The organism is Aeromonas bivalvium, from assembly GCF_000819765.1.
In the GTDB taxonomy this organism is placed as follows: Bacteria; Pseudomonadota; Gammaproteobacteria; order Enterobacterales; family Aeromonadaceae; genus Aeromonas; species Aeromonas bivalvium.
Genome location: NZ_CDBT01000063.1, coordinates 192,356 through 214,330, shown reverse-complemented (window position 1 = coordinate 214,330; position 21,975 = coordinate 192,356). Strand labels below are relative to the sequence as shown.

23 protein-coding genes are annotated in these 21,975 nt (G+C 60.6%); 14 read left to right on the top strand and 9 right to left on the bottom strand.

The window, feature by feature from the left end:
• Window positions 1-105 precede the first annotated feature (105 nt).
• The 3 genes from BN1119_RS19055 to BN1119_RS19045 form a co-directional block, all read right to left on the bottom strand.
• Window positions 106-312, bottom strand: a complete 207-nt coding sequence (locus BN1119_RS19055; RefSeq protein WP_042001973.1) for a PspC domain-containing protein — start codon at window positions 310-312, stop codon at window positions 106-108.
• Window positions 313-314: 2 nt separating this feature from the next.
• Window positions 315-977, bottom strand: coding sequence for a phage shock protein PspA (gene pspA / locus BN1119_RS19050; RefSeq protein ID WP_042001971.1), 663 nt, complete (start codon window positions 975-977; stop codon window positions 315-317).
• A gap of 207 nt (window positions 978-1,184) precedes the next feature.
• Entirely contained in the window at window positions 1,185-1,913 is a 729-nt protein-coding gene (locus tag BN1119_RS19045) for a 1-acylglycerol-3-phosphate O-acyltransferase (protein WP_042001968.1), read from the bottom strand.
• Window positions 1,914-2,088: 175 nt separating this feature from the next.
• Between BN1119_RS19045 and BN1119_RS19040 the strand changes: the two genes are divergently transcribed.
• Genes BN1119_RS19040 through BN1119_RS19020 form a run of 5 tightly spaced genes read left to right on the top strand, consistent with a single transcriptional unit; the run spans window position 2,089 to window position 5,976 of the window.
• Window positions 2,089-2,463, top strand: a complete 375-nt coding sequence (locus BN1119_RS19040) for a hypothetical protein (RefSeq protein ID WP_042001965.1) — start codon at window positions 2,089-2,091, stop codon at window positions 2,461-2,463.
• A gap of 50 nt (window positions 2,464-2,513) precedes the next feature.
• On the top strand, window positions 2,514-4,556 hold the full coding sequence (locus BN1119_RS19035; RefSeq protein WP_042001962.1) for a protein-disulfide reductase DsbD family protein: 2,043 nt from the start codon (window positions 2,514-2,516) through the stop codon (window positions 4,554-4,556).
• The gene (locus BN1119_RS19030) at window positions 4,553-5,284 is read left to right on the top strand and encodes a DsbA family protein (protein ID WP_042001958.1); all 732 of its coding nucleotides are present in this window, start codon (window positions 4,553-4,555) and stop codon (window positions 5,282-5,284) included. The genes BN1119_RS19035 and BN1119_RS19030 overlap by 4 nt, the downstream gene beginning before the upstream one ends.
• 11 nt (window positions 5,285-5,295) lie before the next feature.
• Window positions 5,296-5,448 carry a DsbA family protein gene (locus tag BN1119_RS19025; protein WP_042001956.1) on the top strand — a complete coding sequence of 51 codons (153 nt, stop codon included), beginning with the start codon at window positions 5,296-5,298 and terminating at the stop codon, window positions 5,446-5,448.
• A gap of 3 nt (window positions 5,449-5,451) precedes the next feature.
• The gene (locus BN1119_RS19020; RefSeq protein WP_042001954.1) at window positions 5,452-5,976 is read left to right on the top strand and encodes a protein disulfide oxidoreductase; all 525 of its coding nucleotides are present in this window, start codon (window positions 5,452-5,454) and stop codon (window positions 5,974-5,976) included.
• Window positions 5,977-6,053: 77 nt separating this feature from the next.
• On the opposite strand, the gene BN1119_RS19015 is transcribed toward BN1119_RS19020, so the two are convergent.
• Window positions 6,054-6,473, bottom strand: coding sequence for an EF-hand domain-containing protein (locus tag BN1119_RS19015; RefSeq protein ID WP_042001951.1), 420 nt, complete (start codon window positions 6,471-6,473; stop codon window positions 6,054-6,056).
• A gap of 287 nt (window positions 6,474-6,760) precedes the next feature.
• Between BN1119_RS19015 and atcJ the strand changes: the two genes are divergently transcribed.
• From atcJ to atcC, 4 genes are read left to right on the top strand one after another with little or no spacing between them, the layout of a single operon-like run.
• Complete coding sequence (atcJ, locus tag BN1119_RS19010) at window positions 6,761-7,045, top strand: cold adaptation protein ActJcold adaptation protein ActJ (RefSeq protein ID WP_042001949.1); 285 nt, start codon at window positions 6,761-6,763, stop codon at window positions 7,043-7,045.
• 23 nt (window positions 7,046-7,068) lie between these two features.
• A complete protein-coding gene (gene atcA / locus BN1119_RS19005) occupies window positions 7,069-7,611 on the top strand; it encodes a cold adaptation protein AtcA (RefSeq protein ID WP_042001947.1) in 543 nt (180 codons plus the stop codon).
• A 12-nt stretch (window positions 7,612-7,623) separates the two neighbouring features.
• Window positions 7,624-8,391 carry a cold adaptation protein AtcB gene (atcB, locus tag BN1119_RS19000; protein WP_042002295.1) on the top strand — a complete coding sequence of 256 codons (768 nt, stop codon included), beginning with the start codon at window positions 7,624-7,626 and terminating at the stop codon, window positions 8,389-8,391.
• An 11-nt stretch (window positions 8,392-8,402) separates the two neighbouring features.
• Window positions 8,403-9,305: a cold adaptation protein AtcC gene (gene atcC / locus BN1119_RS18995; protein WP_042001946.1), complete on the top strand. Its 903-nt coding sequence runs from the start codon at window positions 8,403-8,405 to the stop codon at window positions 9,303-9,305.
• A gap of 82 nt (window positions 9,306-9,387) precedes the next feature.
• Here atcC and BN1119_RS18990 read toward each other — a convergent pair whose 3' ends face one another.
• On the bottom strand, window positions 9,388-9,711 hold the full coding sequence (locus BN1119_RS18990) for a hypothetical protein (RefSeq protein ID WP_042001945.1): 324 nt from the start codon (window positions 9,709-9,711) through the stop codon (window positions 9,388-9,390).
• A gap of 243 nt (window positions 9,712-9,954) precedes the next feature.
• On the opposite strand from BN1119_RS18990, the gene BN1119_RS18985 reads away from it, so the two are divergent.
• The 4 genes from BN1119_RS18985 to BN1119_RS18970 all read left to right on the top strand — a co-directional run bounded on the left by BN1119_RS18985 (window position 9,955) and on the right by BN1119_RS18970 (window position 12,927).
• Entirely contained in the window at window positions 9,955-10,206 is a 252-nt protein-coding gene (locus tag BN1119_RS18985; RefSeq protein WP_042002292.1) for a hypothetical protein, read from the top strand.
• 71 nt (window positions 10,207-10,277) lie between these two features.
• Window positions 10,278-10,652, top strand: coding sequence for a hypothetical protein (locus tag BN1119_RS18980; protein WP_042001944.1), 375 nt, complete (start codon window positions 10,278-10,280; stop codon window positions 10,650-10,652).
• A gap of 193 nt (window positions 10,653-10,845) precedes the next feature.
• The gene (locus tag BN1119_RS18975; protein WP_084205569.1) at window positions 10,846-11,643 is read left to right on the top strand and encodes a CPBP family intramembrane glutamic endopeptidase; all 798 of its coding nucleotides are present in this window, start codon (window positions 10,846-10,848) and stop codon (window positions 11,641-11,643) included.
• Between the two features lie 552 nt (window positions 11,644-12,195).
• Entirely contained in the window at window positions 12,196-12,927 is a 732-nt protein-coding gene (locus tag BN1119_RS18970) for a hypothetical protein (RefSeq protein WP_042001941.1), read from the top strand.
• A 158-nt stretch (window positions 12,928-13,085) separates the two neighbouring features.
• Here the strand turns inward: BN1119_RS18970 and BN1119_RS18965 are convergent, their stop codons facing one another.
• Window positions 13,086-13,298 (bottom strand): hypothetical protein, encoded by a 213-nt coding sequence (locus BN1119_RS18965; protein ID WP_042001938.1) that lies wholly within the window; start codon window positions 13,296-13,298, stop codon window positions 13,086-13,088.
• A 666-nt stretch (window positions 13,299-13,964) separates the two neighbouring features.
• Between BN1119_RS18965 and BN1119_RS20605 the strand changes: the two genes are divergently transcribed.
• The gene (locus tag BN1119_RS20605) at window positions 13,965-15,521 is read left to right on the top strand and encodes a HEPN domain-containing protein (protein WP_157438692.1); all 1,557 of its coding nucleotides are present in this window, start codon (window positions 13,965-13,967) and stop codon (window positions 15,519-15,521) included.
• A 48-nt stretch (window positions 15,522-15,569) separates the two neighbouring features.
• On the opposite strand, the gene parC is transcribed toward BN1119_RS20605, so the two are convergent.
• From parC to BN1119_RS18950, 3 genes are all read right to left on the bottom strand, one after another.
• Complete coding sequence (gene parC, locus BN1119_RS18960; RefSeq protein WP_042001935.1) at window positions 15,570-17,864, bottom strand: DNA topoisomerase IV subunit A; 2,295 nt, start codon at window positions 17,862-17,864, stop codon at window positions 15,570-15,572.
• A gap of 81 nt (window positions 17,865-17,945) precedes the next feature.
• Complete coding sequence (parE, locus tag BN1119_RS18955; RefSeq protein ID WP_042001932.1) at window positions 17,946-19,856, bottom strand: DNA topoisomerase IV subunit B; 1,911 nt, start codon at window positions 19,854-19,856, stop codon at window positions 17,946-17,948.
• 114 nt (window positions 19,857-19,970) lie between these two features.
• On the bottom strand, window positions 19,971-21,974 hold the full coding sequence (locus tag BN1119_RS18950; protein WP_042001930.1) for an FUSC family protein: 2,004 nt from the start codon (window positions 21,972-21,974) through the stop codon (window positions 19,971-19,973).
• Between the last annotated feature and the right edge of the window lies 1 nt (window position 21,975).

Below are 21,975 nucleotides of genomic sequence, written 5' to 3'. Positions count from 1 at the left end.
CGCAGCCGGGCTGCTTCTGGGTAGCCGGGTCAACCGGACTAGGGCAAGGGCCATGGCCCCTGCCCACAAGATGGCGCCTCTGCTGCCGGGCTCGCCGGGAGCCGCTCAATCCAGCCAGCGCTTGAGCTGGTGGCGTGGCGGCATCAGCATCACCGCCAGCAGATAGGCGACCAGGGCGAAGGGGGGCATCAGGATCAGGACTACCAGCGCCACGACCCGCACCGTCACCCGGGAGACGCCAAGCCCCCTGGCAATACCGGCGCAGACTCCGGCCAGCTTGCGATGGGCCAGATCTTTGGGCCAGGGGCTCATGGTTATGCCTCCGCCTTCTGGCCTTTCAGGCGGGCCAGCTCGCGCTCTATCTCGTCATTGAGTTCCAGCTCGCGGAACTGGGCCTCCAGGGACGGATTCTGACCGAAGGTAGCCGCCTCCAGCTGGGCTTCCAGCTGATCCACCCGCCCCTGCACACCGTCGAAGCGGGCCATCAGCTCGTGCATGCGACGATTGTCCAGCTGGGCGCGGGCCCGGATCCGGCTGTGGGCGGTCTGCTCGCGCAGGGCCAGCAGCTTCTGCTTCTCGCGGGCCTCGGTCAGCTTGGTCGCCAGCCGCTCGCTGTCGGCGGTGAGCTGGGCCAGCACCTCGGCCAGGCGCGCCTGATCCTGTTCGAGCTGCGCGAGCCGCTTGCCCTCGGCCAGCTTCTCGCCAAGGGCGGCGCGGGCCAGATCCTCACGTCCCTTCCCGATGGCGAGCTCGGCCTTGGCCGACCACTCCCGGATCTGGTGGCGCAGCGCCTGCTGATGGCGCTCCAGCTGTTTCTGCTCGGCGATGAGGCGGGCGGCCTGGGTTCGCATATCGACCTGCACCTGCTCCATCTCCTCGATCATCAGGCGCAGCATCTTCTCCGGCTCCTCGCTCTTGTCGAGCAGGCTGTGCAGGTTGGCATTGATCACGTCGGTCAGGCGGCTGAATACGCTCATGGTCTGGCTCCTTGTTGATGGGATGTCACTCTCTTCCCATGGCATTACAAGAGCCGTGCCAAGATAATTTATTGTTGTTTTACAGATAGATGGAGACTCGGCATTGCCATCTCAAGGCCATGAGTTGGTGAGAATTGCCAATGATGTGGTGATTTTTACCAATAAAAAAGGGAGCCAGCGGCTCCCTCCATTCAGTTGGGCTCAGCCTCAGGCGGCCGGGCGATGGCCCAGCTTGCCATCCAGCTCCGCCAGCTTGGCTGCCATCTTCTCACGACAGGTGTCGGAGAGCTCGCGAATGCCGGCAGCGCCATGCTCCTTGCTGCACAGGGGGGGCAGCATCTCCAGCAGCACCTCGCCGTTGTCCCAGCGGTTCAGGTCCACCTGACCGAAGTAGCTGGAGCAGACGATGGGCACCACGGGCACCTCGGCCTGGACGGCGGTATGGAAGGCGCCGGCCTTGAACGGCAGCAGGCCGCGCCCCTGGGAGCGGGTTCCTTCCGGGAACATCCAGATGGAGGTGCCGCGCCCCTTGATACGGTTCACCACCTGGCCTATGGTGCCGATGGCCCGGGAACGGTTGGATCTGTCGATCAGCACGTTGCCGGAGAGCCAGAAGATGAGGCCGAAGAAGGGCAGCCACAGCAGGCTCTTCTTGCCCACCGCCACCACCCCGGGCATGACGGCGCCGGTCACGGTGAAGATATCGAAGTTGCTCTGATGATTGCAGACATAGACGGCCGGCCCCACCGACTTGACCTCGTCCGCAATGGTGACCCGGACCTTGAGCCCGATGAGGGGACAGACCGCATGGTACATGCGGGCGAAGACATAGACGTTGTTGGGATGACGTGGACGCACCAGACAGAGCAGCAAGGCCAGCACGAACCAGACGATGAGCAGCAGGCCAAGCAGCAGAATACGGGCAAGTTTAAGCATCGAACACCTCTAAGCAAGATTCGGCGCAGTATACTGATCCCCCTTTTAGCGAACAAGCGTTCGCCAGACAGAACCGACCACCCCAACCGGTCCATGTGGTCGCTCGACTCCTGCTCACTTGCCCAAACCAGGGTTGATCGATAGGATGTGCCCCATTCAACAGGGTAGGACGAGCATGATTTTGCGACAACGCGTGGCGACAAGACTCCTGCTGCTGGTCTGCATCCTGGTGCTCAACTGCGCGGCCCAGCCGCTGGCCAGGCTGGCACAGCTCGACCAGGCACTGAGCTGCCAGATGCAGCCCCTCGCCTCGTCCAGCGTCGATGCCGACGAGGAAACCGCGACGCCCCAGCCCAGCAGTTGCCAGCTCAACGGCAAGTGGCTCAGCGCCGCCAGCCTGCTCTGCGCCGAACAACTCTTCTTCGCCATCGCCTTCGTGATCGCCCTGCTGGTGCCCTTGTCGCGCCGCTCACCCGCGCTCCCTCCCCCCATCAACATCTCGCCCCCAGAACGGCGACTGCATCTCACTCTCTGCGTCTGGCGGGAATGAGTCAGGGGCGGTTTTCTCCACCCTGACTTTCATTTTCAAGAGACGACAACATGTCAAACATCATCAAGACCGCCCTGTTGCTGGGTGGCCTGCTGTGGCAATCCTCTGGGTTGGCCAGCGACACCGGCTGGCTCACCAGCCCCCAGAACGATCACGCCAAGGTGCGGCTGCAAGCCGACACCCGGGATCCCGCCGCCCCCCGGGTGCTGCTCAGCCTGCAGCTCGAATCCGGCTGGAAAACCTATTGGCAGAACCCGGGGGAAGGGGGCATTGCCCCCGAGATCCTCTGGGATGCACCCCAGCCAGCGACGCAGTGGCACTGGCCAGTGCCCAGGCGGTTCGACGTCAGCGGCATCTCGACCCAGGGCTACCAGGGGGACGTCAGCCTGCCCATCAGCCTCACCCGCAGCGGCGGCGAGGCACTGACGGGCACCCTGCGCCTCTCGACCTGCAGCAACGTCTGCATCCTGACCGACTACCCCTTCACCCTGGCGCAAGATGGCGCTGCCCCCGAAGGGTTCGACCTGGCCTATGCCAAGGCGATGAGCACACTGCCACAGGCCCTGCCGGGCACGGTCACCCTCGAGGCGGGCTACCGGCAGAACCAGTTGCAACTGACCGCCGACAACCCCCAGGGCTGGCAGGATCCCCAGGTCTTCCTCCAACGGCTGGAGGGGGGCGAATTTGGCGAGCCCAGCCTGGAGGTACAGGGCAACACCCTGATCGCCCGCATCCCGGTCAGCGATGGCTGGCAGGGGGATGCCCCCGATATCCGGACCCAGCAGCTCGGCTTGGTGCTGGCGAGCGGCGAGCAGGCCTGGCAGAGCGAGGTCCGCATAGGTGAGCCCCTGACCCTGCCAAGCGGCGGCCAGTCACTGCTCTGGCTGCTGGGAGTGGCGCTGCTGGGGGGGCTCATCCTCAATCTGATGCCCTGCGTGCTGCCGGTGCTGGCCCTCAAGCTGGGATCCGTGCTGCAACTCGAGAGCCGGGAGCGCCGCCCGGTGCGCCTGCAATTTTTGGCGGCCAGTGCCGGCATCCTGGTCTCCTTCTGGGCGCTGGCACTGATGAGCACCCTGCTGCGCGCCACTCAGGGAGCGGTCGGCTGGGGCATACAGTTCCAGAGCGTCTGGTTTATCGGCTTCATGGTGGTGGTGACGGCGCTGTTTTGCGCCAACCTGCTGGGGCTGTTCGAGCTGCGGCTGCCGAGCAAGCTCAATACCCGCCTGGCCACCAGCGGCGGCCAGGGGCTGGGGGGTCACTTCCTGCAGGGCTGCTTTGCCACCCTGCTGGCCACCCCCTGCTCGGCGCCCTTCCTCGGCACTGCGGTCGCCTTTGCCCTCGGGGCGCCGCTCGGCCAGCTCTGGCTCATCTTTACTGCGCTCGGTGTGGGCATGAGCCTGCCCTGGCTGCTCATCGCCGCCGTCCCACGCCTCGCGCTCTTGCTGCCGAAGCCGGGCCGCTGGATGGGGCGCCTGCGTACCCTGCTCGGCCTGATGATGCTGGGCTCCAGCCTCTGGCTGCTCAGCCTGCTCGGCAACCACGTCGGCCCCTTCTGGATGCTGATCCTGATGGCGCTGATGCTGACGGCCCTGCTGCTGGCCGTCGTCTGGCGCCACGGCATACGCGCACTGACCCTGGGGCTGGCCCTGGGCTGCCTGCTGGGCGGAGCCCTGCTGCTCGGCGGCGCCTTCACCCTGGACGGCAAGCCCCAGCAGGACAGGGTCGACTGGCAGCCGCTCTCGGAGCAGGCCATCGAACTGGCACTGGCCCAGAACAAGCGGGTCTTCGTCGATGTGACCGCCGACTGGTGCATCACCTGCAAGGCCAACAAATTCAACGTACTGCTGCGAGATGACGTGCAACAGGCCCTGAGCGCCCCTGATGTGGTGGCCCTGCGCGGGGACTGGAGCCGCCCCTCCGACGGCATCGCCAGCTTCCTGCGCCAGCGCGGCAGTGTGGCCATTCCCTTCAACCAGATCTACGGGCCCGGCCTGACGGATGGCGAGATCCTCTCCCCCCTGCTGGACCGATCGACCCTGCTTGCCACCCTGGCGCAAGCCGGTATTGCCCCCTCTCAAGGAGAAACCAAATGAAACCGACCCTGCTCGCCCTGACCCTGCTGGGCTCCCTGTTGACCCCGGCCCTGCACGCCGCCCCCTTCACCCCGGAGCAGGAGGCCCGCATCAAGGAGCTCATCCGCGAGACCCTGGTCCAGAATCCGAAGATCCTGGATGAAGCAGCCGAATCCTGGGAGAAACAGAACGCTGCGGATCAGGCGGCCCAGCTCGGCGACTTCATCGAGGGCAACAAAGACGTGCTGTTCAATAGCGCCACCAGCCCGCGCCTTGGGGCCAAGCACCCCAAGCTGACTCTGGTGCTGTTCACCGATTACAACTGCCCCTACTGCAAGCAGTTCGATCCCCAGGTCACCAAGCTGCTCAAGGCCTACCCGAACGATCTGGGGCTGGTGATCAAGCTGTTGCCGTTCAAGGGGCAGACCTCCGCCAAGGCGGCCCAGTACAGCCTGACCCTGTGGCAGCAGGATCCGGCCCGCTTCCTCCCCCTGCACGACAAGCTGATGAGCAAGCAGGGCATGCTGACCGAGGCGGACATCAACAAGGCGCTGGCCGCCACCGGCAATGTGGCGCTCAAACCGGGAGACAAGGCCACCGAAGAGCTGCGCAATAGCCTGCGTATCGGCACCTTGCTGGGGGTTCAGGGCACACCGGCGACGCTTATCGGCAACCAGCTGGTGCCGGGCGCCATTCCCTATGAGCAGCTCGAACAGCTGGTGAAAGCCGAGCTGGCCAAGCGGGCATGAGGAGGCCATGGATGGAACTGCGCCCAGACAAACTGCGCATCGGTATCCTTCTGGGCGTGCAGGGCACACCGGCGACCCTGATCGGCAACCAGCTGGTGCCGGGCGCCATTCCCTATGAAGAGCTGGAGCAGCTGGTGAAAGCCGAGCTGGCCAAGCGGAGCTAAACCATGTCTGAGGATGCAGTTGTAAAGGCACCCCGCTGGCGCCGCTGGAGCAAGGAGGCGCTCTGGCTGCTGCTGTTTGCCCTGATCATCTCGACCGTGCTGGATCTGTGGCGCAGCCCGGCGCTGCCGGAGGGCAGCCCTCTGCCCGTGCTGACCCTGCAAGATGGCACCCAGGCCGACCTGCAGGCCATGAGCCGGGAGCGGCCGCTGCTGGTCTATTACTGGGCCAGCTGGTGCGCCGTCTGCCGCTTCACCACCCCGGCGGTGGAGCAGATCTGGCAGGACGGTGGCAACGTGCTGACGGTGGCGCTGCGCTCCGGCGACGACGCCAGGTTGCAGCAGGGCATGGCCAGGAAGGGGCTGAGCTTTCCCACCCACAACGATGAGCAGGGGACGCTCGCCGCCCGCTGGCAGGTGAGCGTCACCCCCAGCTTCCTCATCATCAAGGAGGGCAAGGTGGTGAGCAGCACCACGGGCTGGAGCAGTCGCTGGGGCTTGCAGCTGCGATTGCTGTGGGCCCGCTGGTAACCCCGCACTTCATGCCAAAACAACCAAGAGCCCGGTATCGCTACCGGGCTCTTTTTTATCTGTAGGCTGGCTACCTCCTATTGCGCGGGCGCCATGGCACCCTGCCCGAGCCGCCCCCTGGCGCTGGCTCGCTCGGCCTCGTCGATCACGCCGTCACCATTCTTGTCCAGACGGGTGAAGAGGGTCTCATGGCGTTCCATGAACTGCGCCTTGGTCAGATCTTGCTTCGGCTTCATGCTGGCCATTCGACCCGGCATGGCCTTGCCTGACTGCTGCATCGCCTCGTGCATCCTGGCCATGGCGGCCTCTCTTTCGGCCACCGACAGGGTGCCATCCTTGTCGCTGTCCTGCCGGGCGAAACGCTGCTCGGCTCTCTCCATGAACTGGGCCTTGGTGATGTCTCCCTTGATGAACATCAGGGGCTCATCGAGGCTCTCATCGGCGGCGATGGCAAGACCGCCCAGCAGTACCATAGGCAGAAGATAAAATTTCAGCATGGCTGTTCATTCCTAAGTAAGGATCCCGGTATGGCCGAGTCCTGCTGAAGATCGCCAGGGCAACCCCCGGCGCCTCCTGTAGTGTAGTCCCGGGGCCCTCCCCCACCGGGAGGCAGATCACAAGGCGCACCGGCCACACTGTCCTCTGGTTACTTTTCTTCCTATTCATGGCGATGGCGGGCGCTTTCCGTTAAAATCTCCGGTTTTTGCCGTGCCTGGTTTGCCGACGTTCCGCCACCAGGCCAGCACAGGATGAATTCCACCATGCCAGTGAGGCAGGATCCGTCATGAACAACTACTTCCGGGTGCTGGGCGTCAAGTCCAACGCCAGTGAAAACGACATCAAGAAAGCCTATCGACGGCTGTCGAACCAGTACCACCCCGACAAGCTGCACGGGGCGAGCGAAGAAGAGAAAGAGCAGGCAGCCATCCGGTTGCACCAGATAAAGCAAGCCTATGAGGTGTTGTCCGATCCGAAACAACGGGCCGCCTTCATCAAGGATTTCAACAACGTCATCGTGACCGATCCCGCTGCTGCCATGCAGGAGATGTGGGACCAGTTCTACCCCTGAGCCATCAGGCAAGAAGAGCGACTATGCAAAAAAAATGGGACCAGGCACGGCTCAAGGCCCTGCAAAGCGATGCCAGCGAGAATATCGAATCCTACCGGGATCAGGACGACCCCAAGGGGCTCGAGCAGTTCACCGACCAGATGAAGGCCCTGCTGCTGGCCGACATGAGCATGCTGGAGTTCATGCCCGAATACCTGCCGCTCGCCCTCCATGGCCGGGTGCAGTTCCCGCCCAAGGCCAAGGGGCAGTGGAACCAGTGGCTCGCCAGCGGCGTACAACCCTCATGGGACGAGTTCAAGGTGAGCGTCGCCTTCAACAACGCCGCCCTGCCGCTGGTGAAAGCGGTGCGGGCCCAGAGCGAAGATCAGCTGATGGAAGCCTGCGCCGTGCTGTTCTTGCTCGACAACCCCCTGCCCCGCGGCAGCCGCGGTGCCGATGACGACCTTGAGCTGCGGGACGCAGAAGATGACGACGGGGAAGACGCCGACGCCGATTATCATGGTGGCAGCGACCGCTATGGTGATGACGACGGCGATCAGGATATGTACGACGAAGTCCGTTTCTAATTGGGGCAAGGCATGAGCAACAGTCTGATAGAAATTACCGCCATCGAGATCAAAGAGCTGGCCGTGGTCGAACCCAAGCAGGCCAGCGAGAAGTTCGAGCTGATCGCCAAGACAATGTCTGACGACCAGCTGGCAGAAGTGATTGAAAACATTGATATCGTTACCCTGACCCAGATCAACGGCCAGCACGACATCTCCTTCCCCTCCATCATCTCCGAGCTGATGACCCCGGAGCGGATCCGCGACATCGTCTGCCAGCAGCCCCTCTACTGGGAAGAGGCGATCAAAAACAACGCCGACGAGCTGCAGCAGCACACCTTCGACTTCCTCAACTACCTGATCCGCACCCAGGAGAGCGAAGCCAAACAGCGGGAGATCCTCGAATGCGTGGCCGAGGATCCGGCCGGCCTCTTCTACCTCGCCATCCCCTTTATCGAGTTCTATCGCGGCGATCGTTTTGATGAAGACGAAGGTTATCACGACGTGCTGCACGCCGAGGAGGAGGATCTCGAGGAGTCCCTCGCCTACAGCGAGCGCCAGCAGAGCGAGGATGTCCACGACTACGCCCTGGATGACCCGAGAAGCCTGTTGATGCTCATTCGCGAGCTGGCCCCCGAGGTGGAAAAATCCATCAAGTCGCTGCTGCGCAACGAGCACTCCACCTGGGACGGCATCATCAACAAGTTTGCCGCCGAGCTGGTGATGCAGGCCAAAGAGAAGAACAAGGTCGAGGAAGACGAGTACGGCGACGTCGACGACATGTTCAGCTTTCTGGATTAAGGAGCCCACCCATGCAGTTAGTGATTCGCGATGCCAACCAGGGCCCCTTTTTGACCCAGGTGCTGCGCTTTGGCACGGAGCACGAACGTTTGAGCGAGCAGCAACTGGCCGCCATCAAGGGCAAGGCGGTGCTGATGAGCCTCAAATTCGCCGACAAGTACTACAACAAGTACAAGATGCACCTGCTGGAGCAGGCCGCCCACGACGTCATCGGCGTGGTGAGCCTGGGGTTGCAGGAGCTCTCGGCGCGGGATCCGGCCAAGGCACTTGCCCTGTTGCAGGCGCCGGAAGGGCCCATCAAGCCGTTCCAGAAGGGCTGGTCCATGCTCATCACCGTCAGTCCCAAACAGACCGGCAACAGCCTCTATGGTGACGTGGATGCGCGCCTGCTGGACAAGATCTCGAGCCCCCCGGACATCGAGGAGTGGCAAGGGTGGCAGGAGTACGAGAAGGCGCTGGCCGAGCACAACAAGAGCCGCCTGATGGAGCTTATCGATCAGCACTTCTTCGCCTGCGAGAGCGACCACCCCACCATGGAGGACAAGCTGGCCGAGGCCCTGCTCTATCGCATCCTGTGCGGCAAGGGCAGTGGCGCCGCTCCCCTCAAGGTGAAGCAGGATCTCAAGCGCAAACTGGCGCGGGAGATTGAGCTCGACGAAAACTGGTATGACACCGACTATCTCGCCGCCCAGCTCACCCTGATGCTGAACGCACTGCCCGCCGACATGGCCGCCGCCCTGCGCCAGGAGCTGAGCCCGGGCTTTGTGCCGAACCTGCTGCATACCCTGGGGTTTGTGCGCCAGTACCAGCAGTTGCAAAAAGAGGACGCCTCCCCGGAGAAGCTCGACAACATGGAGATGCGCGCAGGTCTCAAGCACCCGCTGCTTGGCTGGCCCCTCTACCACGACTTCTGATGACGGGCTTTCCCTTCACACTATTCCAACGCCCGGCTTACCGGGCGTTGTCATCTGTGTCACTCACAGATCGGCGCCGCCCCTATCGGGCAATGGTCCACATGGCGCTCTGCATCCCTGTCTCCCTAAAGTCGATCACCACGGGATAGTCGTTGCCACACCCCGTCACCGTCCAGCGCTCCTGCCAGTAGCGGCTGCCCGGTTCTCCCTCGGGGCGTTGCAGCACCACGGGCACGAAGCGCTCCGGTGCGTCACACCCCTTGATCGCCACCCAACCCGCTACCCCCACCATGGCATCCCGGATCAGCTGCTGATTGGCCAGGGTGCCTTCCTGCACGGGCTCGTTCGGGCTGGCCTCGGCCTGCCACATCAGGGGATAAAGCAACAACAGGGCATAGGGTCTCATCACGCCTCCAGAGGGGTCTATTTAAAAGTGGTTCGTTCGAGGCTTTCATCATGACCCGAAACGGCGCCAGACAGAAGAGGAGACCAGGGAAAACAGGCGCAGGATCCGGGGCAGCGGCGGCTCTCGCCCTAGGTGGACTACCCCCTAAGCGTCATTGGCCCACATTTTGTCAGGGATATAATGACTCCCTCATACCGACAGCAGGGGAACGCCGTGAGCAGAAAACCGGACCGCATCACCGCCATGCAGCAGATCATCGACGCCGTGAAGGCGGAGTTCCCGCTCTATCAGCCAGATACCTTCAAATGCGGGCCGGACAACAGCTGCATCGGCTGCCCCAAGAAGCTGATGGAGCTGGTGGATACGGACCTCTGCTACTGGCAATATCAGATCGACCGCGGCATCCCGCCCAGCTTCGACGAGATCCAGCGCTTCGGCAAGATGTGCAAGAACATCCGCCGGGCCCTGGTGCGCAACGGCCGCATCCCCGCCTGATGCTTTGCCCCCGCATCTGATAAGGTGTGACCCACAGGCCCGGATCGGGCACAAGCGAGCAGGAGACCAAAATGACCCAGGAGCGGATCCAGACCCGATACAAGCTGGCGGGCCCCTTTGCCACTCAGGCCGAGTTGGAGCAAGCCATAGCCCGGGTAATAGAGCACCACAAGCAGGACTTCTTCCCCCTGCTGGAGCGACTGGTGGACGTGGGGGACACCAGGGTCAACCTGAGCCAGGAGAACCCGATGCGGGTGCTTGGCATCGCGCTCGACGCCCCAGGCACCACGGGCATCGCCCGACTCAACTACGAGTCCAACTTCGCCGAGAGCTGCCTCATCATCAACGAATATGACCAGCACCAGACCAGCGTGCCCTTTCACCTGGAAGGGGACCAGCTTGTCTTCGACCTTGAGCTGCCCATCGCCTGGAATTTCAATCATTAATGGCACCGGCAACCCGGGGGAAGTCGGTGGGGCTGTGCCAGAGGCTGAATGATACGGCGGCCAAGAAGGGGGGTGCGCCGAGATAACGGCTAGATGGATGGCCTTTAAATAAAGAGGCTGGCGTGGCTACCCAGGTGCCCCACTTGGTGTAGGGTTGTCTCCATGCCAGCTGAATGAACTATCGAGGGTCAGCATGGGTGAGCACCAGTCTGCAGCAATGCCGGGATTAAGCGACGGCAATGGCTTTTTTTTCGAGCGTAGAAGTGCCGGAGACTTCCCCTTTTATCGCCAGTCCCAAACTGCCTTGTCTGGCCGCAGCTGGGGGCTGATCCTGCTGGGGGTGGTGCTAGGTTTCGCCGTGCTGACGGCGCACCTTGCATTTTATAACACCACGGCGGGCGGCTTTGTCCCCGCCATCCTGTTCCCTCTCATCCCCCTGGCCGTGCTCGCCATGGTGACGGGGAAGGCATGGCGAGCCCTGTTTCGAACGCCGACGGGACGGGATTTCCTCTTGATGCTGGCGATCGCCGGCGTCAACATTCTGGTTTCGGTCGCCGTTGCCCTGTTGCTGCAGCACCTCTTCAAGATGAGCGCCAACCCGGTCAACGCCATGCTGGCAGAGGCCTCCAATGCGGCGCGCATCCTCTTTTATCTCAAAACCATCCCTCAACTCTTTGGCGAGGAGGTGGTATCCATCCTGCCTTTTCTGGCCATCCTCTGGTGTTGTCACACAAAGCTCGGCCTGACGCGCAAGTCCGCCATCATCATCGCCTGGCTATCGACTGCCCTTATCTTCGGAGCCATGCACCTGCCCACTTATGACTGGAATTTTCTGCAATGTTTTCTGGTGATCGGCACGGCCCGCATCGTGCTGCTCAGTGGCTACATCATCACCAAAAACATCTGGGTATCGACCGGCGCGCACATCATCAACGACTGGCTGCTGTTTACCCTCATGGTGGTCCTGCCTGGCGGTCACGCAGGAATCTGACCCAGGAACTGGTGAGCCTCCCGTTTATTGCCCCCCATTCCCCCACAGCAGCAACAAGGCAGAGGGTTGAATCAAGCAGGGCCGATTTGCGAACCCTGATCGGCTGCACCGCAAGCGCCGCGGCGATGAGGATGGCGGGAAAAGATGGGGGTTCCACTATCCCATAGCCATTGGCAGATCAGCACCGGCGACATCCCCTGAAAGCCGCGTCATACCTGATTCATATGAAGAGATGGCAGGCTCGTAAAGGTATCCTTACAGTGGGATAGAGAGCTATTCCCTCCCCCAATGACCCGGCTCTCCTGAAGCGCGCCGCCACACCGAGAGCCTCATGTAACAGGCTGTTTAATAATGAACTCAAAAGCTTTAGCTCCCCTTGAGACAAGTCACTCTTTCCCCCGGCACAGGCCTGTAATGATAATTTAATCATTTAAATTACCCCGACACCTTGATCCATTTGAAACCCAGCACTAGTCTCCCATCCACGTGGAGCGGAAGTCGAGAGGTAGCTACGCGGTATCCCTTACATTTCATCAAGGAAAAGGAAATACCATGGAAAGCATCGCTATTGCAGCATCCCAGCTCAACTGGAACGGCGGACAACGGATCACCCTCAAAGCCGGTGACACTGCAACCTGTACAGTCCTGCGCCCCGATCAGCTGTATGGGATCTTCATCTACAACTCGGCCCAGAATGACAACAATGCCGTGGTAAACGTGGTCTGGAGCAACAGCCAGCCTCCCTGCCAGATCACTGTGCCGGGTACGACGGCCAACGCCGGCCTGGCATCCATGGGTTTCGTGTCCGGCAGTGACACTCAAACCATTTCTGTCTCTCTGCCCAGCAACGGCGGCATAGCGCAAGTGGACCTCTGGCTGGGCAGCGTCAGCATGCCGACCAATACCAGCGGCCTGAACAACCAGCCGTTGCAGGCCAACGGTGACCCGGTGCCGTTCAACAAATACACCCGCTACTATGCGGTGCCCCCGTCAAAATGGATGAATCTGACCATCGCCAGCACCATCACCCAGTTCATTTCGTGCCAGTTCCGGCAGGACAAGGCGACCGTATTTGTCGTCAATGAAACCTCCAATGGCCTGCTCAAAGGCCAGATCACCAAGATGGGGCCGACCGCCAGTGAAAGCGGTGCTGTGATGATCAGCACATCTCAGATCCAGAGCATTACCGAAAACCTGCAAGGGGACGGTTCGCAGTGGGTCTGGATGGACGCTGACAGCCAGCAGAACTCCCAGAATGCGACCATTGCATTGCAGTCTCTTTAAGCTCTATACCCGCATGTAATAAAGAAGGCCCCGGAGAATGGGGCCTTCTGCTATCCGCTCGGCAACCTCACACTCGCTTCAGCTGGCGCTGGTATCGGGACACCTGATGCAGGCAAAGACGAAGCCCTTGTCTCGCCTTTGCCTGCATCAGGTGGGCATCAAGTGAGATAGTAACGCCACAACCGGACCGGCTCGGCGTACCCGACCCGGATGCAGAAGGGGGCAAGATCGTGATTGGCCTGCTCCAGGCTGAGGGTCTGGTGGGCATCCTCCCGACACCACTGCACGAACTCGTCGCTGTTGAAGCTGTAATGATCCCCGTGAAAGACCCCGTGGGCCTCGATCAGTCCGATGGCTTGCTCCGTATGCATCTCTGGCCTCCTGGCACTGTGCTGCTCCCTACAAGGTTAGCGAGCAGAGGCAACTTGCGGGGCCTAATCGGCCAAATCCTTGACCTGTGGCAATTGGCAAAGGGGAGAGCAGGCCACCACAGCAGAAGCCATCGACCAGCAACAGAGCCTTAAATAAAACAGAGGCAAGTAGGGTCGATTAGCGAAGCGTAATCGGCCGCACCGGTTATCCGGTCGCGAGCAGGCAAAAGAGAAAGGACGTAGGGTGCAATAAGCGAAGCGCATTGCACCGGCAACCTCGCGGATTCAATAGCGGTGCAATTTCATTGCACCCTACGGTTACCTCCCTTCACCCTAGCCCTCTCCCAAAGGGAGAGGGAACAAGTGCCTGCCAACCTGTGCCGTAGCTGTCACGCCATTCCAAAATCGCTGCGATCTGGGCTCCCTTCTCCCACTGTTTGCCATAAAGCAGGTGGAGAAGGGCTGGGGATGAGGGGGCCGCAAAATTAAATTACCGACCACATTGAGGCAATAGGCTTTCACGATCGTCTGATTACGCTTCACTTATCAAGCCTACAGAAAAAATAGTCTTGGAATACGGTAATACTCAATCTAATTCTGATAACATACAACCCAATCAAATTAAGAACAAAATCTAACAATTACTCTATTTTATATGGAAGATATATGGACATTAATAACAAGCTAAGACTAATAGCAAGTTACATTGGCCCAAGATTGTTAACCTATAGCCTTGGCATTGACTCTGGACAACTTGAAGAATTGGATAAGATTGCAACATCACTATCAGACAAACAGAATGAAGCAGTTAGCTTTATTGCAAAAAAAATCGAAGAAATCAGAGTTAAGCAAGCCATTGAAGGCGTAATAGGCGATAGCATATCCCTTTCAATTTCATCATTAGAGATAGACGGTAGCAATATTTTTAATTTTTTAAGAAAACACTGTGGTGGTAGCTATCCACAATACCAAACAGATGACCCAATACTGTCATTGCTCGTAAAATCATGTTTGTCTGAATACCCTATTTTGATGTTAAGACATTCACGGGGAAGTCATGATTTCGGCATGTATATGAATACGAATCATGCTGATGCAATAAAGTTCATGTCCTTAGTTAAAAATGACGTTCTTAATGAAATAACCAATGGAGGAGATGGTTTTAATTATTCCTTCTCCATTCGATTGGAAAACGGGACTGAATTTTTAACATCGGTATATGCGTCATTCAATACATTGATCGCCCGATCATTTCAAAATGCCTGTAACAGAATGGCATATTCATTGTCAGATGTATTTAATGAAATACACGTCAATTTAAACTCACTGAGAAAATTAGCTAGTAATAAAGAAATTGAATATTCATCTTTCATTGGCATCAGAGGCATGAGCTTTGATGGATTTACTGATATTAAATTTAATGAAAATGTTTATATACGGCAGTTTGACTCGATATCGAATCCAAGTGCTCACACTCAAACTACGATCTCCCAGAACTTCAATGGTGAACATCACTACATTTCAGGCCATGTTCTAGAGATAAAGAGAAAAGCTAGGTTAATTGATACGAATGCTCGCATGATGTGCGCAACAGGTGAGCATTGCAATAAAAAAACATCTCATATTATCGATACGCTAAAGTTATCTTTAGCTTTCGCTTTAAGAGAGGACAGAGGAATATCTCATGGTTTCTCTGAAAGTGGATTTCCTTTGTTGATTCCAGGAAATTATTCGATTAGCAGTACTCCTCCCAGCAAATATCTTACCGTCAATAAAGACAACATAGAGCAAATTAAGAATTGGTTTAAACAATTTTCAGATGTGAATTTAGAACATATTAATATCCCTTTGCAAAGACTAAAAAATGCGATTTTTGAACGTTCACATCCTGAAGATGCGATTGTGGATGCAATAATTGCTTGGGAAGGAATGTTCAGTGAAGCTTTCGAAACATCATTCAAAGTCACCGCTAGCATGGCAAAATATTTGGCAGAACCTGCAGATAGAGATGAATTTTATCAGAGACTACGTAAACTGTATGCTTTACGCAGTGATATTGTTCACGGTAAAAAAAGCAAATTAATGACTCCTGATAATATTGACTCATTGAGAAGTGAGGTAATTGACATTGGTATCCGCTGCATAACAAAATTAATATCAGATCATGACATACTTCCCAAGTCATCAGGTGAGAGAGTCAAAGAAATACTTGTTAATCGCTAGCCAATATCAGAATTAGATGAAGGGCGCTTTCGCGCCCTTCAATATTAATTACCCTTCCTGATTTTCCCCTGCTACCGGCTCGGCACCGGCTGTGGGTTCTATCTCGATCCTGTCCACGCGCTGCAAACCTCGGGGCAGCTTGGCGCCACGGCGGCCGCGCTCGCCGCGGTAGTAGTCGAGATCTGAAGGTTTCAGGGTCAGCTTGCGCTTGCCGGCAAACAGGGTGACCGACTGGCCCTGCGGGATGACGGCGGCCATCACCACAAACTCCTCCCGTGCCTTCACCCGCGCCGACGGAATGCTGATGAGCTTGTTGCCCTTGCCCTTGCCGAGCACCGGCAGAGTGCTTAGCGGGAACAGCAGCATGCGACCCTCGTTGGAGATGGCCATGCAGAGATCCGTGTCCGGCGCGCCTATCCTCTGGGGCGCCATCACGATGCCCCCTTCCGGCACGGTGAGCAGTGCCTTGCCGTTCTTGTTCTTGCCAATCAGGTCGTCATATTTGCAGACGAAGCCGTAGCCGGCATCGCTCGCGATCAGGTACGGCTCGCCTTCGTTGCCCATCACCAGATGGCGCACCTCTTCACCGGCCCCCAGCGCGAAGCGGCCGGTGAGCGGCTCGCCCTGACTGCGGGCCGACGGCAGGGTGTGCGATTCGAGTGCGTAGGTGCGGCCCAGGGTGGAGAGGAACACCGCCTGCTGGTTGCTGCGGCCACAGGCGTGAGCCAGATAGCCGTCCCCCGCCTTGTAGGAGAGGCCGGCCACGTCCACATCGTGGCCCTTGGCGGCGCGCACCCAGCCCTTGTCGGAGAGGATCACGGTGACCGGTTCGCTCGGGGTGAGCTCCTTCTCGGTCAGGGCCACGGCGGTGGCGCGCTCCACCAGCGGAGTGCGGCGATCGTCGCCGTACTTCTCGGCATCCGCCAGGATCTCTTTCTTGAGCAAGGTGCTGAGACGGCGCTCGGAACCCAGGATCAGTTCCAGCTTGTCGCGCTCTTCCGCCAGTTCGTTCTGCTCGGCGCGCAGCTTGAACTCTTCGAGCTTGGCCAGGTGGCGCAGTTTGAGCTCGAGGATCGCCTCGGCCTGGGTCTCGCTGATGTTGAAGCGCTCCATCATCACCCGGCCCGGCTCCTCCTCGGTGCGGATGATCTCGATCACCTCGTCGATGTTGAGGTAGGCGATGAGCAAGCCTTCGAGGATGTGCAGGCGGGCCAGCACCTTGTCGAGACGATACTGCAGACGGCGGCGTACCGTCTCGCGGCGAAAGCTCAGCCACTCGGTGAGGATGGTCTTGAGGTCTTTGACCTGGGGCCGGTTGTCCAGACCCAGGATGTTGAGGTTGACCCGGTAGTTCTTCTCCAAGTCCGTGGTGGCGAACAGGTGGGCCATTAGCGCCTCCATGTCCACCCGGTTGGAGCGGGGGATGATCACCAGACGGGTCGGGTTCTCGTGGTCCGATTCATCGCGAAGATCGGTGACCATGGGAAGCTTTTTGGCCACCATCTGGGCGGCGATCTGCTCCATGATCTTGGCGCCCGAGGCCTGATGGGGCAGCGCCGTGATGACGATGTCGCCATCCTCCTCGCTCCAGACCGCCCGCTGCTTGATGGAGCCCTTGCCGGTCTCGTAGATTTTGCGGATGTCGTCGCGGGGCGTGATGATCTCGGCGTTGGTCGGGTAGTCCGGCCCCTGCACATGGGCCATCAAATCGCTTAAACCGGCATTGGGGTTGTCCAGGAGCGCCACGCAGGCGTGGGCTACCTCCCGCGCGTTGTGAGGCGGGATATCGGTCGCCATCCCCACCGCGATACCGGTCACCCCGTTGAGCAGGATATGCGGCAGGCGGGCGGGCAGCACCACGGGCTCCTTCATGGTGCCGTCGAAGTTCGGCGTCCACTCCACAGTGCCCTGGCCGAGCTCGGAGAGCAGCAGCTCGGAGAAGCGCGACAGACGCGCCTCGGTATAACGCATGGCGGCGAAGGATTTGGGATCGTCCGGTGCACCCCAGTTGCCCTGACCGTCCACCAGCGGGTAGCGGTAGGAGAAGGGCTGGGCCATCAGCACCATGGCTTCATAACAGGCGCTGTCGCCGTGGGGGTGATATTTACCCAGCACGTCACCCACGGTACGGGCGGATTTCTTGTGCTTGGACAGCGCCGACAACCCCAGCTCGCTCATGGCGTAGATGATGCGCCGCTGCACGGGCTTGAGGCCGTCGCCGATATGCGGCAGGGCCCGGTCCATGATGACGTACATGGAGTAGTTCAAGTAAGCCTGCTCGGTGAAGGTGCGCATTGGCTGGCGCTCTACCCCATCCAGACTGAGCTCGATAGCATCACTCATGTGATTTTCTCTTTCGGTTCGGGAGCCGCCCCTGGGCGACTCCGGCTGATACTTGCTGACCCGCGCGGGCCAGTCGATGGCTTAGATGATGGCGAGGTTGCCCTTCTCTTCCAGCCACTCACGGCGATCACCGGCGCGCTTCTTGGCCAGCAGCATGTCCATCAGTTGCAGGGTCTCGTCACCATCTTCCCCTTCTGCGCCCCCTTCCGAACCCATGGTGAGCTGCACCAGGCGGCGGGTGTTGGGATCCATGGTGGTTTCCCGCAGCTGCTTGGGGTTCATCTCGCCCAGCCCCTTGAATCGGGTCACCATCACCTTGCCCTTCTTCTTCTCGGCCTCGACCCGTTGCAGCACGCCGTTCTTCTCGTCCTCGTCGAGGGCATAGAAGACCTCCTTGCCGATGTCGATCCGGTAGAGCGGCGGCATGGCCACATAGACGTGGCCCTTCTCCACCAGGGTGCGGAAGTGCTTCACGAACAGGGCGCATAGCAGGGTGGCGATGTGCAGACCGTCCGAGTCCGCATCCGCGAGTATGCACACCTTGCCGTAGCGCAGGCCGCTGAGATCGCTGGAGTCCGGATCGAGCCCGATGGCCACCGAGATGTCGTGCACCTCTTGGGAGGCGAGCACCTGGCCGGCCTCCACCTCCCAGGTGTTCAGTATCTTGCCGCGAAGCGGCATGATGGCCTGGAACTCGCGATCCCGCGCCTGCTTGGCGCTGCCCCCCGCGGAATCCCCCTCCACCAGGAACAATTCGCCTTGCATGGGGTCGGCGCAGCCGCAGTCGGTGAGCTTGCCGGGCAGGGCCGGCCCCTGGGTTATCTTCTTGCGCACCACCGTCTTGGCGGCGCGCATCCGGCGCTGGGCACTGCTGATGCAGATCTCGGCGATCTGCTCCGCCAGCTCGGTGTTGCTGTTCAAGTAAAGGCTGAAGGCATCCTTCACCACGCCGGAGACAAACGCCGAGCTCTGGCGGGACGACAGTCGCTCCTTGGTCTGGCCGGCAAACTGTGGGTCCTGCATCTTGATGGAGAGGATGTAGGCGCAGCGATCCCAGATATCTTCCGGAGTGAGCTTGACCCCGCGCGGCAAGAGGTTGCGGAACTCGCAGAACTCGCGCATGGCGTCGAGCAGGCCCTGACGCAGGCCGTTGACGTGGGTGCCGCCGAGCGCCGTGGGAATGAGGTTCACATAGGATTCGGCGAGGCACTCGCCCCCTTCCGGCAACCAGCACAGGGCCCAGTCCACCGCCGATTGCTCGGAGCTGAAGGAGCCCACGAAGGGCTGCTCCGGCAGGCAGGTGAACTGCTTGACCGCATCGATGAGGTAATCCTTGAGGCCGTCTTCGTAGCACCACTCAAGCTTGATGCCTGTGTTCTTGTCGAGGAACTTGATGGTGAGGCCGGGGCAGAGCACGGCCTTGGCTTTGAGCAGGTGCTCGAGCTTGGAGACCGAGAAGCGCGGGGAGTCGAAATAGCTCGCCTGCGGCCAGAAACGCACCCGGGTGCCGGTGTTGCGGCGCCCGCAGGTGCCGGTGATGGTGAGCTCCTGTACCTTGTCGCCCCGCTCGAAGGCGATGTCATAGACCTGGCCGTCCCGGCGCACCGTCACCTCGACCCGATCGGACAGGGCGTTCACCACAGAGATGCCCACCCCGTGCAGACCGCCGGAGAACTGGTAGTTCTTGTTGGAGAACTTGCCCCCCGCGTGCAGCTTGCAGAGGATCAGCTCCACGCCGGAGACCCCTTCCTCCGGGTGGATGTCCACCGGCATGCCGCGACCGTCGTCGATCACCTCGAGGGACTGATCCTCGTGCAGGATCACCTCCAGATTGCGGGCGTGACCCGCCAGCGCCTCGTCGACGCTGTTGTCGATGACCTCCTGGCCGAGGTGATTGGGCCGGGTGGTGTCTGTGTACATGCCGGGGCGGCGACGCACCGGTTCGAGGCCATTGAGGACCTCAATGGCATCCGCATTGTATTGAGTGGACATGGAGGGCCTTGCGAATTGACGTTTGGGGGGAATCTTACTCGCTGAGCGGGGCTGCGACAAACTCGTCTGTGGCAAAGGGTGATCCAGAGGGGCTCCGGTCTCCCCCGCGCAGGGTCAGGCGGGTTCGCCGGGCAGGGCCTGCACAAGCTGGGAGAGGGAGCAGTGAAGCCGCCACACCAGTCCCGCCAGTGCCCGGGCCGCCGGGTCTGCATGCTCCCCCAACCCTTGGCTGATGCGGTCCAGCTCCGCCAGGGTGCGCCCCAGGGCCTCGTGCTGCACGCCCCCCTCGGTCAGAATGCCTTTCAGGCAGCGCAGACAGCCGTCCCGCACCAGATAGAGGGCCGGATCCCGGCTGCGCCAGAGCCTGAGCTGCCAGACGATATGGCTGCAATTGAGCAGCACCACGCCCCAGCGCAGCACCCAGAGCCGGGCCCCCTGATCCTGACTCTGGCTGAGCTGGCTCACCGCGTGATAGACCCGGGATTCAAACTCCCCCTCGCTCTGGCGCGGGGCCGGGGCCAGCTGGTCCACGAAATCCCGCCGCAGACGGTGCATCAGGCGGCGGCTCTTGCGCCGATCCGAGCTGGGCCTCAGGAGCTGGAACGCCAGCCCTGCGCTCATCACCCCCAGCACCTGGGCGAGGCTGCTGTTGACGAAGGCGAGGTAGTCGTAGCTCGGTGGATTGGTGATGGCGAGGAAGGAGCCGAGCAGCACGATGAGCTGGCCCCAGAGTGCCGCCCCCTGAGGGCGCTGCAATTTCAGCAGTTGCAGGGTGATGAGGGTGGGGAACAGCAGGGCGCAGAAGATCCAGAAGTCGTCGATGCGGATCATCAGCCCGAACTTGACCCCGAAGCAGACCAGGCTGAGCAGCAGGATGGCCTTGAGCATGGTCTGGGCCCCCTTGGCCGGGGCCGGGGTGGCGGAATAGAGCACGCAGCAGATGGAGAGCAGGGTCAGGGCCGCGCTGCCCGCATCCCACTGGGTATGGATCCAGAAGGCGCAGCCCAGCATCACGCAGAGGAAGGTGCGCCCCCCGTTATAGGCCGCCTCCAGGCCGTCGGTGTGGCGGGTGAGGGCGCTGTGGCTCGGCGGCGCCGGCCACTCCTGGCCATCGTGGCGGGCCAGCCTTTCCAGCCAGCGCTGGCACTCCAGGTAGCTCCAGCAGAAATGGCGCAGGCGCAGCCAGAAGGTGCGGCGGCGAAAATCGCTGCCCGACTCGGCCACGAAGGGCGCCAGCAGGCGGGCGATGCGGTATTTGTCGCAATCGGGCTGGCCCAGCGCGCGGATCACCGAGGTGAGCAGGGATGTCAGCCCGTCCGGTGGCTGCGGCCAGTGTTGCAGCATGCGGCGCACCCCGGAGATCAGGCTGACCATCCGCAGCTGGCGATGGAGCAGGAAGTTGAGCAAGCGGTTGTGGCGGCGCAGGCGGTGGTGGCTCCACACCGCCTGGATGCGCAGCACGTTCAGGGTGAGGATCTGGCCAATCACCCCCTCGTGGGCGGTGCGCACATCGGCGCCTCTCTCCCCCAGCCAGAGCAGCTGGCCATGTTCCCGCAGCCGGGTCTGGCTCCTGCCAAGGGAGTCCAGCAGGGTCTCGCCATCGGAGAGGCTCGGCAGCAGCATCATCATCAGGCCGCCGCAGAGGATGCCGACGATCACCTCGCTCACTCGGGCCTGGGCGATGTCGAAGATGTGCTGCGGGTCGGTCAGGTTGACGCAGGAGAAGGCGATGATGGCGGCGGTATAGCCCGCCAGGGCGAAACCGTAGGAGACGTTGTTCTGATGGTGGTTGGAGATGTAGGTGCAGCCCCCCAGCCAGAGGGCGATGAGCAGGCTGAACAGCCAGGGATCGCTGATGCCAAGGCCGGTTATCATCACAGCCGCCATGGCGCCGATGAGACTGCCCACCACCCGCCCCAGGCTCTTGCTGATGACCCCGCCCACGGTGGGGAAGCTCACCACGGCGGCGGAGGTCATGGCCCAGTAGGGAGAGTCGAGTTGCAGCACGAACGCCAGCCAGAGCGACAGGCACATGGCCAGGCTGTTGCGCAGGGCATAGCGCCACTGGCCACCGTTGGCCTTGCCCCAGGGAGTCTGGCGCCAGAGCGAGGGGACCACC

Excerpts from the sequence above, each read along its gene's own strand:
- BN1119_RS19035 (WP_042001962.1), top strand. The coding sequence starts at position 2,514 with ATGTCAAACATCATCAAGACCGCCCTGTTGCTGGGTGGCCTGCTGTGG.
- BN1119_RS18970 (WP_042001941.1), top strand. The coding sequence starts at position 12,196 with ATGGAAAGCATCGCTATTGCAGCATCCCAGCTCAACTGGAACGGCGGA.
- pspA (WP_042001971.1), bottom strand. The coding sequence starts at position 977 with ATGAGCGTATTCAGCCGCCTGACCGACGTGATCAATGCCAACCTGCAC.
- BN1119_RS19015 (WP_042001951.1), bottom strand. The coding sequence starts at position 6,473 with ATGCTGAAATTTTATCTTCTGCCTATGGTACTGCTGGGCGGTCTTGCC.
- parC (WP_042001935.1), bottom strand. The coding sequence starts at position 17,864 with ATGAGTGATGCTATCGAGCTCAGTCTGGATGGGGTAGAGCGCCAGCCA.
- BN1119_RS18975 (WP_084205569.1), top strand. The coding sequence starts at position 10,846 with ATGGGTGAGCACCAGTCTGCAGCAATGCCGGGATTAAGCGACGGCAAT.
- atcJ (WP_042001949.1), top strand. The coding sequence starts at position 6,761 with ATGAACAACTACTTCCGGGTGCTGGGCGTCAAGTCCAACGCCAGTGAA.
- BN1119_RS19030 (WP_042001958.1), top strand. The coding sequence starts at position 4,553 with ATGAAACCGACCCTGCTCGCCCTGACCCTGCTGGGCTCCCTGTTGACC.
- atcB (WP_042002295.1), top strand. The coding sequence starts at position 7,624 with ATGAGCAACAGTCTGATAGAAATTACCGCCATCGAGATCAAAGAGCTG.
- BN1119_RS18990 (WP_042001945.1), bottom strand. The coding sequence starts at position 9,711 with ATGAGACCCTATGCCCTGTTGTTGCTTTATCCCCTGATGTGGCAGGCC.
- BN1119_RS18965 (WP_042001938.1), bottom strand. The coding sequence starts at position 13,298 with ATGCATACGGAGCAAGCCATCGGACTGATCGAGGCCCACGGGGTCTTT.
- BN1119_RS18985 (WP_042002292.1), top strand. The coding sequence starts at position 9,955 with ATGCAGCAGATCATCGACGCCGTGAAGGCGGAGTTCCCGCTCTATCAG.
- BN1119_RS18980 (WP_042001944.1), top strand. The coding sequence starts at position 10,278 with ATGACCCAGGAGCGGATCCAGACCCGATACAAGCTGGCGGGCCCCTTT.
- parE (WP_042001932.1), bottom strand. The coding sequence starts at position 19,856 with ATGTCCACTCAATACAATGCGGATGCCATTGAGGTCCTCAATGGCCTC.
- BN1119_RS19055 (WP_042001973.1), bottom strand. The coding sequence starts at position 312 with ATGAGCCCCTGGCCCAAAGATCTGGCCCATCGCAAGCTGGCCGGAGTC.
- BN1119_RS19025 (WP_042001956.1), top strand. The coding sequence starts at position 5,296 with ATGGAACTGCGCCCAGACAAACTGCGCATCGGTATCCTTCTGGGCGTG.
- atcC (WP_042001946.1), top strand. The coding sequence starts at position 8,403 with ATGCAGTTAGTGATTCGCGATGCCAACCAGGGCCCCTTTTTGACCCAG.
- BN1119_RS19020 (WP_042001954.1), top strand. The coding sequence starts at position 5,452 with ATGTCTGAGGATGCAGTTGTAAAGGCACCCCGCTGGCGCCGCTGGAGC.
- BN1119_RS19040 (WP_042001965.1), top strand. The coding sequence starts at position 2,089 with ATGATTTTGCGACAACGCGTGGCGACAAGACTCCTGCTGCTGGTCTGC.
- BN1119_RS20605 (WP_157438692.1), top strand. The coding sequence starts at position 13,965 with ATGGACATTAATAACAAGCTAAGACTAATAGCAAGTTACATTGGCCCA.
- BN1119_RS19045 (WP_042001968.1), bottom strand. The coding sequence starts at position 1,913 with ATGCTTAAACTTGCCCGTATTCTGCTGCTTGGCCTGCTGCTCATCGTC.
- atcA (WP_042001947.1), top strand. The coding sequence starts at position 7,069 with ATGCAAAAAAAATGGGACCAGGCACGGCTCAAGGCCCTGCAAAGCGAT.